The following is a 16,177-nucleotide window of genomic DNA, read 5'->3' on the forward strand; positions in this document are numbered from 1 at the left end:
AATCAGGAAATGATATACAGCAGATTGCAAGTTGGTGAGGTACAGATTATCGTCTATTGTAGGGGCACTGGCACTGCCATGCCCCGAAGCGCGTACCTCATTTATCTGAAATACGCTGTAATTAACGTTTTTTAATAAAAAGTATTATCGTAATTTTTACGAAGTTGATGATTAGCAGATGAAAGCTGTCAGGGAATATTGTTTGAGTCTTATAGATAAAGAGTTGATGCCTACAGCATTTAAGACTGCTGTAGTTGTAGGTTCTATCTTGTTTGTACTCAATCACGGATCGGCGACGCTCAAAGGTCAAATGAGTAGAGAACGCTGGATTTCCGCAGCGCTAACATATATAGTTCCCTATATGGTGAATATTCACGGTCAGTATATCAGTCGTGCTAGAAAACGCTGACCGCACTTCGACAAGCTCAGTGATCAGGCAAAGGGCAGTTTTGATGAAACAATTTTCATCGCCATGTATGAAAGGACAAGGGGGAAAAACAATTCAAAATTCAAAATTCAAAATTAAGAATTCTATTTGCCCAATGCCCAATGCCCCATGCCCATTTTCAAGTTAGAAGGAAATAAAAAAGGTGCGCGATCGCACCTCATTCACCTTGTTTCTAGAGAGTATATTCAAATATGCAAATTTCTATACTGCAACTGCTGCTACTTTGTAATAAGCAGGTTCATTTCCCTGTTTCCATTTGATGTTGCAACCGATACTTGGCTTCTGTTCCCAAGTAATGACGCGATCGCGCAATACGTCTTCAATGGCTTTACGCAAATCCGCACCAGTCACGGGTTTATCGTTTTTAGGACGGCTATCATCCAACTGTCCGCGATAAGCCAGCTTACGTGTTGCATCAAACAGGAAAAAGTCAGGAGTGCAAGCAGCAAAGAAATTTTTCGCAGATTGCTGTGATTCGTCGTACAGCAGAGGATAGGATAAATCTATTTCTTGGGCAAAGGCTTTGAGTAATTCTGGCGCATCATCGGGATGGCTAGTGATATCGTTAGAGCTAATCGCCACAATTCCCAAATTGCGATCGCTATAATCTTTACCTATTTTCGCCAACTCCCATTTGATATGCTGCACAAATGGACAGTGGCGGCTGAGAAATATGACTAGCAGCGCTTTTTTATCAGCAAAATCAGCAAGTGAAACGATTTTACCAGTAACAACATCTGGTAAATGAAAATCCGGTGCTAAAGTACCTAAAGGTAACATTGTTGAAGGCGTTAATACCATAAATTATTCCTTGTCATTTGTCATTTGTTAGAGACGCGATGAATCGCGTCTGTACAATTTTTAAACAGCAGCCAAGCTGGGGATGTATTGGGAAGAATTACCTTTGAGAGCTTTGCTTTGTTTACCGTTGACGCCGATGGGTAAATCGCCTGCGATGGTGACTCGTTGAACGTGACGAGGTTGATTACCGTAATCTGCGATCGCATAATGTTGGGTAGAACGGTTATCCCAAAATGCTACATCACCAACTTGCCAACGCCAGCGTACTGTATTCTCTGGACGAGTTATATATGCTTGCAACAGTCGGATAATATCGTCTGATTCCGTTGTCGATAACCCGCGAACCTGACGCACAAAACCACCAATAAATAAACCCTTTTCACCAGATTCTGGATGTACTCGTACTACTGGATGGAGAGTTTCATATACAGTTGAGGTGAATACATCACGGTAAGCTTTCACATCTTCGGGCAGATCCACCGCAGCGACAGCATAATCATAAGCGTTGCTATGTACTGCCCATAAATCATCCGCAAGAGTACGCAGATATTCTGGTAAATCTTGATATGCAGTCACAGAGTTTGCCCAAATCGTGTCACCGCCAGCCGGAGGGATAACTAGGGCACGCAATACAGAACCAAGGGGAGGGCGATCTACAAAAGTTACATCAGTATGCCAGGTGTTAGCGCGGGTAGCAGTTTTGCCATAATTCAGGTCAAGTACTTCTGGATGTCCGGGGAGTGAGGGTACAGTGGGGTGAGCTGTTGTCACCTCTCCGAAGCGTCGTGCAAAAGCGACTTGGCCATTAGCATCAAGTTGCTGGTTGCGGAAGAAAATCACCTTGTATTTAACTAAAGTCTTACGGATATCACTGATAATATCGTCGCTGAGATTACGACTGAGATCGACGCCAACAATTTCCGCACCGATACGTCCTGCAACTGGTTGGATATCAAAGTGTTGAGAACCCATATTTATCTACTTCCAAGTTGTGTGAATTTTGCAGATTTTAGATTGGAGAATCTCATCCAAAATCTAAAATCCAAAATCTAAGGAGTCGTGTAAAAATAAGTTGAACAATTTAATATTTGTAGTGCGGGCAGCGTTCGACTGAGCGCTCACGCCGAAGTCTTGCCCGCGCGAGCAAGATGCTCGCACTACTTATTTTTACTTGATGCCTAAAATTCAGTGATGCTATTTTTGGCTAATTGTCGGGGGAGTAATTGCTGCATACTGCTCATCTGTGAGCGTCGCTTCTTTGATATTGATTGGTTTAGGAATTAAACCATTTTTATGGAAGTAATCTGCAACTCGTTGTTGTTCGCTAATTAAATCTGGCGAAATGGCTCTTAATCCAAAACTCCGGCGACTAATTACCAAATCCATCACATCTGGAGGGAGTTTTTGGAATGGTAATATTAACTTGGCAGTCTCTTTGGGATTTGCTTCTGCCCATCGGTCGATTTTATCAATCTCCTCAATCACAATCCGCAGCAGTTCAGGATTTTCTGTGGCAAATTGCTTAGAACCGATATAGTATCCACCTGGAGAATCCAGTCCTTCACTAGTTTTAATTACCCGCGCTTTACCCAACTTTTCAGCTCGCGCTAAATGAGGATCGCCTGTTACCCAAACAGGAATTTTACCTTCAAGAAATGCACTCGCAGCTTCTACGTTGGGTATACTTAAAACTTGAATATCACTATATTGTAAACCTGCTTCTTCCAATGCTCTGAGGATAAAATAGTGAGATGCAGAGGCTTTTTGAAAGACAACTTTTTGTCCTTTAATATCTTTGATACTCTTAATGGGAGAATCTGGAGGAACTGCGATCGCACTTCCTTTACCAGAATTTGCTGTCCGTCGCCGTCCTACAACATAAGCAATTTGAGCGCCGGCTGCTTGAGCAAAAATCGGGGGTGTTTCACCCACAGAACCCAAATCTATTTTGCCGACATTCATCGCTTCCATTAGCTGAGGGCCTTGGGCAAATTGTGCCCATTCTACCTTGACTCCCAAAGGTTCCAAGCGTTTTTCTAATACCTTGGTTACCCTCACCAAATCACCAGCTTGCTGATACCCCATCCGGAGTACTTTGGTTTTGATTTTTGAGGTATTAACATCCGCTACATTATTAGTCGGAGATTGGTTGTCTGCTTTTTGGTTTTGTTGTGTACAACTAACTAACGTCAACGAAGTTGTTAAAGTTAACAATCCAGGGACGACAAGCAGTGTTAATCGACGAAAAATACTAATATATGCAGGTTTAACTGTGGCGGTCATAAGGGGCTAGGGGCTAGAGACTAGGGGCTAGGAAGTAGACAAGGAGGACAAGGGGGACAAGGGGGATAAGGAGGACAAGGAGGACAAGGGGGACAAGTGAGACAAGGAGGACAAGGGAGACAAGGGGGACAAATGCCCAATGCCCCATGCCCTATGCCCCATGCCCCATGCCCTATGCCCCATACCCTATTTCCCAGCTAAATATTCTTCTGCTTCTTTTTCAATGGCTGTACCTTTGAAAAAGTCGCGGTTGAGGCTGGTGTACAACTCTAAAGGATGGGTAGACAGGAAGTAACGCAGGTCTTCTTCGCTGAGAATACCGCGTTCGACGAAGCTGTAAGCGTTGGCGGTAACTGCGGTAATATCGGGCACATCCCAGTGACCGGAATCGGAACCAAGGAAGGCTTTAACGCGATCGCCAAATGGGTTAGCTTTTTGATTGAAGGCGTAAGCAACCCGCAAATCGTCGGATTCTGTACCAAAGTAGAAGTGATTCAAAAAGCGATCGCGCACATCTTCGGCTTTGGTAATTCCCGCAGCTGCAAATTCATCTAATTCGCCTGGATCTTGAGGCGATAGATATTGACCGTGGAAGCCTAAACCGCTACCAAATTGATCCGCACGACCTTGGAATTCTGGGCCGCCATAACGATGGAAAAGTTCTGCTAAGGCTTCCCGATCTACATTGTTGGGATTGTTATTTTGTAAAATCTCTGGGTTGCGGGTTTCCCAGTGCCAGATAATATCTGTATATAAACTAGCACCCCAAGCTGAACCACCTTCGAGGAAGGCAAATTTTAATGTGGGGAAACGGCGGGTAACACCACCAAAAAATAGGGCTTTGCAGAAGGCTTCGCCAGCAGAAGCAAAGTGTCCAATGTGGTTGTATTGATAATTGGAAATTGAGCGTCGCGAAGTCCAACCCATACCAGAGGCGTGAGTGGTAGGTACAACTTTCAACTCGACACACTTCGCCCAGAAGGGATCGTAATCGTAAGCGCTATCTAAGGCAAAGGTATCTATCCAGGTTGCTTCCCTTTGCACTTCTTCCGAATATTTTTCAAAAGCCGGGATTGTGCGAGTGACGTAACCGGGAATTTGAATTGTTTTCAGCCCTAATACTTTAATTGCATATTCTAATTCCTCAATTCCTTCTTCTGGTGTGTGCAAAGGAATTGTTGCGATGGGAGTGAGGCGATCGCTATAAGGACGGAAGATATCTGCATGATACAGGTTTGCTGCTCGGCAAACTGCTCGCCGCATTTCTTCATTTTTAATTTGCGGTGCGAGGGTTGCTAAGTTGGGATACAACACAGCAAAGTCAGTACCCGCTTCTTGCAAGCGTTCGTGTAGTAACTTTGGCAGGGTAATTGTTGCTAAACTTAAGGTGTCTTTTGTAGGACGACCCCAAAAGGGTGGGCGTGCAGTCCGATAGTTATGGCGTTCTTCCCAAGACTTTTGGAACCAACGAAAACGCCCAGCACCAGGTAAATGTTCTCTAAAGCTATCAACAATTTTAGAACCGCCTACCTGCTCTAAATAATCGAGAAAAGCAGGTTCAAATTCCTGGGTATGCACATCGGTATCGATGATGGAATATCCTAGTTGCTCCCGAATCTGTGCTGAACGAGTTTTCTTGGTAGGACGTTCTAGGGCAATTGTCATGATTTTTCTCCACAATTACGTCATTCGTTGAATGTTGGCGGATGAAGTTTGAAAGAATGACTCAAAGGATTTTGAGATAGGTAAAGTCTCAAGGTGGTTCGTTTAGCCGTCATCTTTAAATACTGTTCATCTACCAACTTACCGGAGATTGTGTAAGCAGTATTGCATAACCTTACCGAGAATACAAGCCTTCGGTAAATAAAGTATACGTAGTTCTAAAATTATTAATATCTAAAATTTAGATAACCTAAGTTTATAAAAAACTCCTGTTTCATTAGCTATACAAGTCTCTTTCAAGTGTTGACAAAATCATCTTTAATATTATACGGTAAGACGAGCGAGTAACCGGACTTTAGATTTGGCTAGTGTAAATACCAGCCAAAGCGACTAAAAAATTCATCATCTCCCATACCAAATCATCAACAACACAAGGAAAGCAATTTATGAGTAACCTAAAGCTTTACTTTGCCAAAGCCTCGACTTTCTCCCAAAGAACCCGCGTGGTGTTGCTAGAAAAAGGAATTGAGTTTACCCCAGTTGAAATTGACTTACAGAATAAGCCAGAAGGTTACACGCAGATTTCCCGCTATGGAAAAGTTCCGGCGATCGCCCATGGAGATGTAGAGATTTATGAATCTGCCGTTATTAATGAATATTTAGAAGAAGTCTTTCCCGAACCAGCTTTATTACCCAAGGAACCGGGAGAAAAAGCGATCGCGCGGATTTGGATTGACTACGCTAATACTCGCTTTGTCCCGGCGTTTAACAAATTGCTGCGCGGTAAAGATAGCGCTGAACAAGAACAAGGACATAGAGAGTTTATCGAATCCCTCTTATATATAGAGCAAGAAGGATTAGGTAAGCTATCTGGAAACGGGCCTTACTGGTTAGGAGACAAAGTAAGTTTAGTTGATATCAGCTTCTATCCTTGGTTTGAACGCTTACCCCTTCTCGAACACTTCCGCAAATTTAGCCTTCCAGCAGAAACACCACGTATCCAACAATGGTGGAACACATTACGCGATCGCGAATCAATTAAAGCCGTAGAAAATCCTGTCAGCTTCTATATAGAAAGATTTAGCAAAGTGCTTGGCGAACCTACCGCAGTTGGTGCGGCTAAAAAATAGGGTAATAAAAATGAGTCTTTGTGGCAAAATATTTTGAGCTACAAAGACTTATTTTGATCGAATAATTTTGAATGAGTTAATTCTCAAGCTTCGTAGCATGAGCATAGATAAAATAATGCTCTGTAATTTTGACATCAGCTATAAAACCGACTTCTGTCAGATGCTTGTGCAGTTCCTCTGGCTGATAAAAAACTTTTACAATTTGAAATTCTTGTCCATCATTTAACTTACGGCTTTTGTAAATCTTACCGTCATCCTTAAGAATATGGTTATTAGCTGTAGATGTCGGTTCAAAGCGCGAATCAACAATAAATACTTGTCCGCCGGCACGCACAGATTTATATACTTTTACTAAAAATGATTCCAGTAATTCTGGTGGCACATGAGATAACCAAAAAGAGAAAAATACTAAATCATATTCAGTATTAGGTTCCCATGTAAATAAATCTATTTGCTGATATTCTACATTCTGTGTATTTAACTTACTACGATTAATCGCAATTACTTCTTCTGAAGCATCAATTGCAGTAATTTTATTGCCAATTTTTAATAGTTCTTGCGTCCAAATTCCCGTTCCGCAGGCTAGTTCTAAAATTTGCTCAAATTGTCCAATTTGTTGTAAAGCCTGTTGGACAATATCAATCTCCTGAAACCAACGCTGGTTGATTTCCTCACCGCGATCGTAACGCCCAAGACGATAGAACCATTCATCATATTCATTGGCTCTAGCACTATAGTAGGCAATTTGTTGCTCTAAAATTTGCTTGGTCATTGCCAGCTTTACATCTCCTCATAAATTTTACTGCTAATTACTGTATTTTGGTAAATCTACCGTAGTATGATGCTGAAATAATTCCATTGCTTGCACAAGTAAGCAATATTTACCAAGGTTTCTCAGCTATGTCTGAGAGACAAACTGTTGTATGGCGTTTTGATCGCTTAAATCTACGGTTAATTAATCCATTTACTGTAGATTTTGGTTGTTGCCTAAGTGTTTACCATGAGAAACAGAGTATTTATGTTGTCCAGGCTCGTTACATCTCGTATATTAAATATTTTTCTGGGATTTCTCCAAAAGTTGAAGCAGCGCAGAATCAGGATTTTCTCGCTACTGTTTGCAGTTGGGCTTGGCTTAGTTTTATTTGTTTCAGCTTGTTCTTCAAACACAAGCCAGCAAGCAACCACAACACCAACAACAACACCCACAGAACAGGCAACGCCAGCATCTAGTCCCAGTCCATCTGTCAGTAGTAATACGGTGCGGATTGGTTTCCAGAAAGCAGGCACAATTTTAAGTGCGTTAAAAACCAAAGGCGATTTAGAAAAAGCTTTAGCGGCTACTGGTGCTTCTGTTACCTGGAGTGAATTTCCCTCCGGGCCACCAATGTTAGAGGCGATCAACGCTGGTAGTATAGACTTTGGCTACACAGGAGAAGCACCGCCAATATTTGCCCAAGCCGCAGGTACACCGTTAGTTTATGTAGCTTACGATCCTTGGAGTACCAAAGCTGAAGCCATCCTCGTTCACAAAGATTCACCGATTAAAACAGTGGCGGATCTCAAAGGTAAAAAAGTAGCTTTCGCCAAAGGTTCCAACACGAACTACCTAGTAGTCAAAGCCCTAGAAAAAGCCGGATTGCAATATAGCGATATCCAACCCGTTACCCTCCAACCTGCCGATGGGCGGGCGGCTTTTGAAGGCAAAAACGTTGATGCTTGGGCAATTTGGGACCCTTATTTAGCTTTAGCAGAGAAAGCCACAGGCGCACGTACCCTCACCGACGCCACAGGATTAGCACCAAATCGCGGTTATTATCTAGCGGCTAAGTCTTTTGTCGATAACCACGCTGATATTTTGAAAACAGTTCTAGATGAAGTGAAAAAGACTAGCGATTGGGCAAAGAATAATCCTAGTGAAGTAGCGAAATTCCTCTCACCTGCATTGGGTATTGATGCAGAGGTTTTAGAGGTAGCAGAAAAGCGGCGTGATTATGGTGTGCTTCCACTTACCGACGAAGTAATTGCTAAACAGCAAGAAATTGCGGATGCATTCTATAAAATCAAACTGATACCCAAGGAAATTAACGTGAAGGACATAGTTTGGCGTAATTAGGGAATTGGGCATGGGGCATTGGGCATTGGGCAGAGGGGGAAGAGATGCAGAGGAGCAGAGGGAGAGTATTTCTATAATTTTCCTCCTCTGCACCCTTGCTTCCTCTGCTTCCTCTGCTTTTTGTCTCCCTTGTCTCCCTTCCCTTCCCAATATTTAACTCAGGTGATGATATGGAAATAACTACCCAATTTCTCAAAACCGATGTACTAGTGATAGGCGGTGGTACGGCGGGGACGATGGCGGGAATTAAGGCGAAACAGGCTAATCCGGCGGCAGATGTGCTGATTTTGGAGAAGGCTAATATTCGCCGCAGTGGTGCGATCGCAATGGGAATGGATGGCGTAAATACAGCCGTTATCCCTGGATTCTCAACGCCAGAACAGTATGTACGGGAAGTAACTATTGCTAATGATGGAATTCTGCATCAAAAAGCTGTCTATCAAACTGCAAAGTTAGGCTTTGAAACTATTCAAGAACTCGAAAGTTGGGGCGTGAAGTTCCAAAAAGACCCCCAAGGCAATTACGATGTTAAACAAGTGCATCGGGTAGGCAAATATGTATTGCCTATGCCGGAAGGTAAAGATTTAAAAACCATTCTTACCCGACAGGTAAAACGCCATAAGGTTAATGTTACCAACCGAGTCATGGCAACGAGGGTTTTGGTAAGAGAAGGAAGAGCGATCGGTGCGGTTGGCTTTGATGTGCGTGCTGGGGATTTTGTAGTTATCCAAGCCAAGGCTGTAATTCTCTGCACAGGTGCTTGCGGCAGGTTAGGATTACCTGCATCAGGCTATCTCTACGGTACTTATGAAAACCCTACGAATGCGGGTGATGGTTACTCAATGGCTTACCACGCAGGCGCAGAATTAACTAATATCGAATGCTTCCAAATTAATCCCTTAATTAAAGATTATAACGGCCCGGCTTGCGCTTATGTTGCCGGGCCATTTGGTGCATATACTGCTAACGCTGAAGGACACCGCTTCATTAATTGTGATTATTGGAGCGGGCAAATGATGTTAGAAATTTGGAAAGAATTGAACTCTGGTAAAGGGCCGATTCAATTGAAAATGACTCATTTGGATGAAGATACAATTTCCGAAATTGAGTCTATTTTATGGTCAAATGAAAGACCAAGTCGGGGAAGATTTCATGAAGGTAGAGGTGAGGATTATCGCACTCATGGAATTGAGATGAATATCTCAGAAATTGGGTTATGTAGCGGACATAGTGCTTCTGGTGTTTGGGTGAATGAAAAAGCAGAAACTACTGTACCGGGATTGTATGCAGCCGGAGATATGGCAAGTGTGCCTCATAATTATATGATTGGGGCATTTGTATTTGGCAGGTTAGCAGGAACTCATGCAATTGAGTACATTAAAGATTTGGATCATTTGGAACCGGAGGGGGAATTTTTAGATGCAGAGAAAGCGAGAATTTATGCACCGTTAAATAATCCTAATGGTATTCCCCATACTCAAGTTGAATATAAGTTACGGCGATTAGTTAATGATTATTTACAACCGCCAAAATCTAATTACAAAATGGAAATTGGGCTGAAGAATTTTGTACGGTATGATGATACTTTGGCGCAAATGGGAGCGCGAGATCCCCATGAATTGATGCGCTGTATGGAGGTGCATTTTATTAGAGATTGTGCAGAAATGGCTGCAAGAGCATCTTTATATCGTCGAGAAAGTCGCTGGGGGCTTTATCATTATCATTTAGATTTTCCTGAAAAGAATAATCAGGAATGGTTTTGTCATGTAAATTTAAGGAAGGATACAAGGGGGGAAATGGTTTTATTTAAGCGGGATGTTGAGCCTTATGTTGTTGATGTGGATTTGGGTAGAGAAGTTTATGATGTGGCTGTTAAGTAAATGTGATTTTTAAACGCAAAGGGGCGCTGAGGTTTACGCAGAGTCTCGCAGAGGTTTAAATGTTTGCTGTGTAAAAAGAGCGGATAAGTGCTAATTATATAGTGACAAATATCGATGAATACTGAATAAATCTCGTCGCTGAGGCTGGGAATTACCTAAGTTAATTAATCTCGAAAAATGAGGTGTGTAAATGCCTATTTATGATTCCATTGGCAAACAATATACAACAACTCGCATCCCTGACTATCGCATTGTACAGAAGATAATTGACTTACTCAATTTACCACCAGGTAGTCTGATTGCTGATATTGGTGCGGGAACTGGTGGTTATTCACAAGCGCTAGCTAATCGAGGATTTTCTGTTTATGCGGTTGAACCATCATCGGTAATGCGCCAACAAGCATCAGAACATCCACAAGTACAATGGTTTAATGGCTATGCAGAAGCTTTACCTTTAGTTGATAAATCTGTTGATGGAGTAATCAGTATTTTGACAATTCATCATTTTTCGGATTTAGAGAAAGCCTTTCAAGAAATGCACCGGATTATTCAGGATGGGCCAATTATATTGCTAAGTTTTGATATTAGATTTGCTCAAAGAATATGGTTGTATGATTATTTTCCTTGGATGTGGAAAGATGCATTAAAATTTTTGCCACTACATGAAATTACCAGTTTAATTAAGAAGAATACTCAAAGAACAATTGAAGTCATTCCTTTGATTTTACCCTACGATTTATCTGATTTATTTGCTGCTGCTGCTTGGAGACGACCTGAGCTATATCTTCAACCAGAAGTTCGCGCTGGAATATCTTCTTTTGCTTTAGGTAATCCTGATTTAATTGCATCTGGTATTAAATCTCTCGCAGCAGATTTAAGTAGTGGTAAATGGGATGCAAAGTATGGAGATATTCGCCAGGTAAAAGAAATTGATGCTGGTTATCGTTTTTTTAAAGCAACTATTGTTAACTAAAAATATCATACTAAATCTTTTGTGAAATATTAATCGTTCTGTAGGGTGGGCATTGCTGACAAGACAAAGATACTAAGAATTATAGAGGTGTTAGATGGCTTTAGTTAATCAAAGAGTAGATGTTCCCGTGATTGTGGACGAGTCTAAATGTTTAGAAAAATGTCGGGTTTGTATTGAGGTTTGTCCGCTTGATGTATTAGCTAAAAATCCCGAAACTGGTAAAGCGTATATGAAATATGACGAATGCTGGTTTTGTCTTCCTTGTGAAAGGGAATGTCCCACAAATGCCATTAAGGTGCAAATTCCTTTCTTGTTAAGGTAAATCAGAAAACAGTTAGATAGAATGTCTAATTGTTAAGAGTAATGCCTACCCTACAGGATGATTAATAATTCACTCAATTAATTATTATTTCTGCAATGTCAACCAATATAGATTCTGAATTAAGTGAATGGTTGGAAATGTTGCGATCGCCTGAAGTAAGCGATCGCTTAGTTGCGGTAAAAACTCTGCAACACTTGGGCGATGAGGCGGCGATTGATGCGCTAATTGTCGCCTTACAAGACGAAAGCACCACAGTGCAGAAAATCGCTATTACGGCTTTATGGGAAATTGCTAATCCTGTCGCTGTTCCCGCCTTATTACCTTATCTAGCTTCAGCAGATGCAGAAATTCGCAGCGAGGCGCTGTCAGCTTTGGGTGAGTTGATATCATCTGAAGATTTGCTGCTGTTGTTAGATGCATTACAGCAACCGGATATCAACCTGCAACTAAATGTGTTAATTTTGTTGCGAAAGATACATGATGCTCAATCACTCCCAGCAGTGCTATCCTTCTTTGAGTCGGAACATCCCCAACTGCGGGAAGCGGCTGTTACAACTCTAAGCTATCTCAATCAAGTGCAGATATGCCCGCCAGCCTTATCTTTAATAGGCGATCGCGATGAAAATGTGCGTCGTGCAACGGCGCTCACATTAGGGCATTTGGCAGATGCAGAGATAGTAGATTTGCTGAGTAATGCCTTAAATAATGATACCGATTGGCAAGTACGCCGCAATGCTGCCAAATCTCTAGCCCTTCATGCTGATGCTAAGATTATTCCTACTGTATTAATTGCGCTTAAAGATGAACATTGGCAGGTGAGAAAATTTGCCATTCAAGTATTACAGAAAATCCCCGATATTCAGTCTTTACCCGCACTTATTGCAGCCTTAACAGATGAATATTCAGATGTGAGAAAAGAAGCCGCGATCGCTCTTGGTAATTTGGGTAAAAATGAAGCCTTAAATGCCCTTAAACAAGCGCTAGATGATCCTGATCGGGAGGTTAGTATTTACGCACAAAAGGCAATTCAGAAAATTGCAGAACTAACGAAAACATCATGAATAAAAAAGTTTTATGATTCTGCTGATGGGAAGGCAATAAATCCAGTTTTTACGCCGCGTTTGAATCCTACTTGTTCATAAAAGTGTAAAGTTTCTTCGCGTTTTGAACTAGTTAAAAGCATAACTTTATAACAGTTATACTGCCAGGCAATATTTAAAGCATAACGTATCACTTGTGTACCCAATCCCTGTTTTCGATAATCGGTATGAGTCACAACATTTTCAATAATTCCGTATGGACTTGCGCCGCGTGTTAGGTTGGGAATAATCGTCAAATTACATGTTGATACTAACTTACCAGAAATGTCAGCTACAATATAAAAAAGACGTGAATTGTTTAGAATTTCATCCCACAGAGATTGCAAAATGTTATCAGATGGTAAAGGCGCATCAACTGGATTCAAATGTTGATATAAACTCAAAAGTTGTGAAAGTTCATCGCGTGTAATTAAACGAATTGTGATGATTGTATCTGGTAAATTAGCAATGTTAATTATCTGCGGTTTAGCTATAGGCATAAATTAAGAATTCGTAATTAAATCGAGGTAGGGTGTGTTATACCGTAACGCACCTTGAATTGTTGGTGGTGCGTTGCGCTGCGCGACAACACAACGCCAGTTTGCTCAAGTCGAGCCAGCCGCTTGCGGGGGTTCCCACGCCACTTGCTCCACTTGGGGAAACCCCAAGACCGCAGTGGCTCCCCGTTGTGCGGACTGGCGTGGGAAACCCGCCCACGCAACTGGCTCCCCTACATTTTTAAGCTGAAGGCGTTAATAAATCAATTGTACTCGCTGGCTGATTTGATGTTTGTGATTTTCGTAATGTGACAAATGCAAGGATACCAACTACTATTAAATAAATACGTTGTAACCAGACATTGCTTAATTTGAGAGTTAAACGTCCGCCAATTATGCCACCTATAAACATTGTAGTGCCAAGAATTACTCCTAAGTCGTAATTAACTATTCCTTGCTGTAAAAAAATTATAGTGGCGATTAAGGAAGAAAATATATTGATAAATTTAGTAGTTGCGATCGCTTCTACAAATGTCATCCCAAATAGCATGACATACGCTGCTGTGAGTAGTGTTACATAACCACCACTAAAAAACCCTCCATAAATACCAAGAATAAATGTCACTATATAGCCTGCAATTTCTGCAATCCGTGGAGGTATTACTTGAGATGGTGTGACTCCAGCATGACGATTAATCACTGATAATATAGCTACTACTATCATAGAAATAGAAATTAGCAAGGGCATGGATTGAGAGGGCAAAATCAGTACCAATAATGCTCCTAAAAATGACCCTATTATAGTTAATAACGTTAGTAATGGTAAGCGTTTAGGGTTAATTACTTTTTTGCCGATAAAAGGTAATGTGCCCCCAATACTCATTAAAGTCAGTGCAAACATATTGGTAGCGATCGCAGTTCGGGGTTCTATGCCAAATTCCAGCATTACAGGCACAGTAATCAGCGATGTGCTACCAGCAATCACGCTAACAATGCTGGCTGAAAAAAATATTCCAGCCAGCAGAATTATCTGCAAAATATCCATAATTTAATTTTCAAAAGACTAATATTTAGTATTTTAGGGGTTGATTTATTAATTATTTTCTTACTTATTAATTCTTAAAATTAGTAATATTTTATACCAATATTTTTAGGAAAATTTAGATAATGTTGGTAACAATTAAGTTGGTAAAATCGGTGTCTAGATCCCTGACTTCTCAAAGAAGTCGGGGATCTAATTTTTTAAATAAGTTGATAATAAAGTGTTTTAAAACACATATTTTTTCTAAATTTAATTGCCGAAATAATTGACTAAGTTAAGATTAGAGATTTTACAATTGGGCAACTATCTTTTGAATGATTTTTCGACGTGTATCTTGACGATTTTGGCTAGCAGCTTTGACGCTGTTGATCACAACCTCCGGGGCAGTGTGGGGAGAACCACTGTTAAAAGGAGGCTGGGGATTGTATTCTATTCCTAGTTGAATTGATTGGGCTATTACATCCCCGAATAATTCTCTGGCTATCACTAATGCAAAGTCAATTCCTGAGGTGACACCACCGCCTGTAATGCGATCGCGATCGATGACAACTCGCTGTTGTACTACCTCAACCCCAAACAACCCCAATAAATCGAGGGATAGCCAGTGAGTAGTGGCGCGATAGCCTTGGAGTAACCCAGCCGCACCTAGCAGCAGAGAACCAGTGCAAACAGATGTTATGTAGCGGGCTGTTTGTGCTTGAGTTTTCAGGAAATCGAGAAAATTCTTATCTTCTAGTTTGGCATCAATACCTGGCCCTCCGGGGACAAACAACACATCCAAGGGTGGGGATTGAGCAAAAGTAGTGTCAGGTAAAAACTTCAAACCGCGATCGCTCTTGATGGGTTCTAGAGTTTCCGCTAGCAGATATAAACTTGTATTGGGTAATTTGGCAAAAACTTCGTATGGCCCTGTAAAATCTAACTGCGTCACATTAGGGAACAATACGATTCCTATTGAGATAGGAGGATTTGTTTCAATAGCACTCATGACTTATTTAAGCTTTAAAATAGATAAAATATCAGAGCTAATATCTGAATTTTTAATCATCACAGGTGGGCATTACCCACCCTGCAAAAATCACTGATTTAATTTAAGCCCAATCGCGGACTATAACAATCTTAAATTGACGTTCTTCAGGCAAAATATAATCAAAAGAACCATAGCGTTCTAAAGCCCAGTTTCGCAAATCCTGAATAGCAAGAGGAAAGATATCATCTGGGATACTCCAAGCTGCACTTTGAATTTTATTTTCTTGGTTTTCTATTAATTTACCTACAGTATCCTCAACTCGCCATTGAGCAGCAATTTCGGTGACTAAAGTTGCACCTTGTTGTTCTAACTCAGCTAAAACTTCTTCTTCAGTCGCACCGTAACGCGGAAAAGGATGACCATAACCTTCTAAAATAGATTTCCAACGCTCCGTAAATTCTCCTCTCAATGCATTCACTTCTAAAGCAGGACTAGCAGAGTTAGTCTGACCATGAGTATAAAGCAAAATACCACCAGGTTTCAGCACGCGACGAATTTCTGCTAGCGCTTGTTTCCAAGCAGCAATTAGATGAAAAACATGAACAACCAAAGCTACATCAAAAGAATCACTGTCAAAAGGTAAAGCTGTAGCATCTCCTTTAATTGCTGTTAGTTGATGAGATACACCCTCTAGTTTTTGGTGTAGTTCCGCTAACATTTTTTCTGAGACATCTATACCAGTGTAAGAATATCCTCTTTTCGCAATTGGTACAGCAATTCTTCCCGTACCAATTCCTGTTTCATAAAACTTAGTATCTGCTGTTGGCGAAACTAAATTGAGGATAAAGTCTGTGACTTTTTCAGAGATTCCTGGGGGAAGTCCTCTGGTAGCATCGTAAATATTAGAAACTCGATCAAATGAGACAGTCGTAGTCATATATTTGTCCTTTGCTAGAGACGCGATAACCCTTGTCTGT

General features: G+C 41.2%; 16 protein-coding genes. 7 read left to right on the top strand and 9 right to left on the bottom strand.

Annotation, left to right across the window (positions count from 1 at the left end):
- Positions 1 to 178 precede the first annotated feature (178 nt).
- Positions 179 to 409 (top strand): nitrate/nitrite transporter NrtS, encoded by a 231-nt coding sequence (nrtS, locus tag AACW45_RS27395; RefSeq protein ID WP_190636216.1) that lies wholly within the window; start codon positions 179 to 181, stop codon positions 407 to 409.
- Between the two features lie 240 nt (positions 410 to 649).
- On the opposite strand, the gene AACW45_RS27400 is transcribed toward nrtS, so the two are convergent.
- From AACW45_RS27400 to AACW45_RS27415, 4 genes are all read right to left on the bottom strand, one after another.
- Entirely contained in the window at positions 650 to 1,249 is a 600-nt protein-coding gene (locus AACW45_RS27400) for a thioredoxin family protein (protein WP_190636218.1), read from the bottom strand.
- 60 nt (positions 1,250 to 1,309) lie between these two features.
- On the bottom strand, positions 1,310 to 2,221 hold the full coding sequence (locus AACW45_RS27405; protein ID WP_190636219.1) for a TauD/TfdA dioxygenase family protein: 912 nt from the start codon (positions 2,219 to 2,221) through the stop codon (positions 1,310 to 1,312).
- Between the two features lie 222 nt (positions 2,222 to 2,443).
- Positions 2,444 to 3,532: an aliphatic sulfonate ABC transporter substrate-binding protein gene (locus tag AACW45_RS27410; RefSeq protein WP_190636221.1), complete on the bottom strand. Its 1,089-nt coding sequence runs from the start codon at positions 3,530 to 3,532 to the stop codon at positions 2,444 to 2,446.
- Positions 3,533 to 3,718: 186 nt separating this feature from the next.
- Complete coding sequence (locus AACW45_RS27415) at positions 3,719 to 5,197, bottom strand: amidohydrolase family protein (protein ID WP_190636223.1); 1,479 nt, start codon at positions 5,195 to 5,197, stop codon at positions 3,719 to 3,721.
- Between the two features lie 443 nt (positions 5,198 to 5,640).
- Here AACW45_RS27415 and AACW45_RS27420 point away from each other — a divergent pair, with 443 nt between their 5' ends.
- Positions 5,641 to 6,324, top strand: a complete 684-nt coding sequence (locus AACW45_RS27420) for a glutathione S-transferase family protein (protein WP_190636225.1) — start codon at positions 5,641 to 5,643, stop codon at positions 6,322 to 6,324.
- Between the two features lie 76 nt (positions 6,325 to 6,400).
- Here the strand turns inward: AACW45_RS27420 and AACW45_RS27425 are convergent, their stop codons facing one another.
- Complete coding sequence (locus AACW45_RS27425; RefSeq protein WP_190636227.1) at positions 6,401 to 7,096, bottom strand: class I SAM-dependent methyltransferase; 696 nt, start codon at positions 7,094 to 7,096, stop codon at positions 6,401 to 6,403.
- Positions 7,097 to 7,342: 246 nt separating this feature from the next.
- On the opposite strand from AACW45_RS27425, the gene AACW45_RS27430 reads away from it, so the two are divergent.
- The 5 genes from AACW45_RS27430 (at position 7,343) to AACW45_RS27450 (ending at position 12,673) form a co-directional block, all read left to right on the top strand.
- Positions 7,343 to 8,437 carry a sulfonate ABC transporter substrate-binding protein gene (locus tag AACW45_RS27430; protein WP_190636229.1) on the top strand — a complete coding sequence of 365 codons (1,095 nt, stop codon included), beginning with the start codon at positions 7,343 to 7,345 and terminating at the stop codon, positions 8,435 to 8,437.
- A gap of 170 nt (positions 8,438 to 8,607) precedes the next feature.
- Positions 8,608 to 10,317 carry a fumarate reductase/succinate dehydrogenase flavoprotein subunit gene (locus AACW45_RS27435; protein ID WP_190636231.1) on the top strand — a complete coding sequence of 570 codons (1,710 nt, stop codon included), beginning with the start codon at positions 8,608 to 8,610 and terminating at the stop codon, positions 10,315 to 10,317.
- A gap of 190 nt (positions 10,318 to 10,507) precedes the next feature.
- Positions 10,508 to 11,290 (top strand): class I SAM-dependent methyltransferase, encoded by a 783-nt coding sequence (locus AACW45_RS27440; protein ID WP_190636233.1) that lies wholly within the window; start codon positions 10,508 to 10,510, stop codon positions 11,288 to 11,290.
- Between the two features lie 94 nt (positions 11,291 to 11,384).
- Positions 11,385 to 11,612 carry a 4Fe-4S dicluster domain-containing protein gene (locus AACW45_RS27445; protein WP_190636235.1) on the top strand — a complete coding sequence of 76 codons (228 nt, stop codon included), beginning with the start codon at positions 11,385 to 11,387 and terminating at the stop codon, positions 11,610 to 11,612.
- 95 nt (positions 11,613 to 11,707) lie between these two features.
- A complete protein-coding gene (locus AACW45_RS27450) occupies positions 11,708 to 12,673 on the top strand; it encodes a HEAT repeat domain-containing protein (protein ID WP_190636237.1) in 966 nt (321 codons plus the stop codon).
- 11 nt (positions 12,674 to 12,684) lie between these two features.
- On the opposite strand, the gene AACW45_RS27455 is transcribed toward AACW45_RS27450, so the two are convergent.
- From AACW45_RS27455 to AACW45_RS27470, 4 genes are all read right to left on the bottom strand, one after another.
- Positions 12,685 to 13,191: a GNAT family N-acetyltransferase gene (locus tag AACW45_RS27455; protein WP_190636239.1), complete on the bottom strand. Its 507-nt coding sequence runs from the start codon at positions 13,189 to 13,191 to the stop codon at positions 12,685 to 12,687.
- A gap of 238 nt (positions 13,192 to 13,429) precedes the next feature.
- Positions 13,430 to 14,233 (bottom strand): sulfite exporter TauE/SafE family protein, encoded by an 804-nt coding sequence (locus AACW45_RS27460; protein ID WP_190636241.1) that lies wholly within the window; start codon positions 14,231 to 14,233, stop codon positions 13,430 to 13,432.
- Between the two features lie 286 nt (positions 14,234 to 14,519).
- Positions 14,520 to 15,218 carry a DJ-1/PfpI family protein gene (locus tag AACW45_RS27465; protein WP_190636243.1) on the bottom strand — a complete coding sequence of 233 codons (699 nt, stop codon included), beginning with the start codon at positions 15,216 to 15,218 and terminating at the stop codon, positions 14,520 to 14,522.
- A gap of 103 nt (positions 15,219 to 15,321) precedes the next feature.
- Positions 15,322 to 16,137 (bottom strand): class I SAM-dependent methyltransferase, encoded by an 816-nt coding sequence (locus AACW45_RS27470; RefSeq protein WP_190636245.1) that lies wholly within the window; start codon positions 16,135 to 16,137, stop codon positions 15,322 to 15,324.
- Between the last annotated feature and the right edge of the window lie 40 nt (positions 16,138 to 16,177).

Source organism: Calothrix sp. FACHB-168, from assembly GCF_963889195.1.
GTDB lineage: Bacteria > Cyanobacteriota > Cyanobacteriia > Cyanobacteriales > Nostocaceae > Aulosira > Aulosira anomala_A.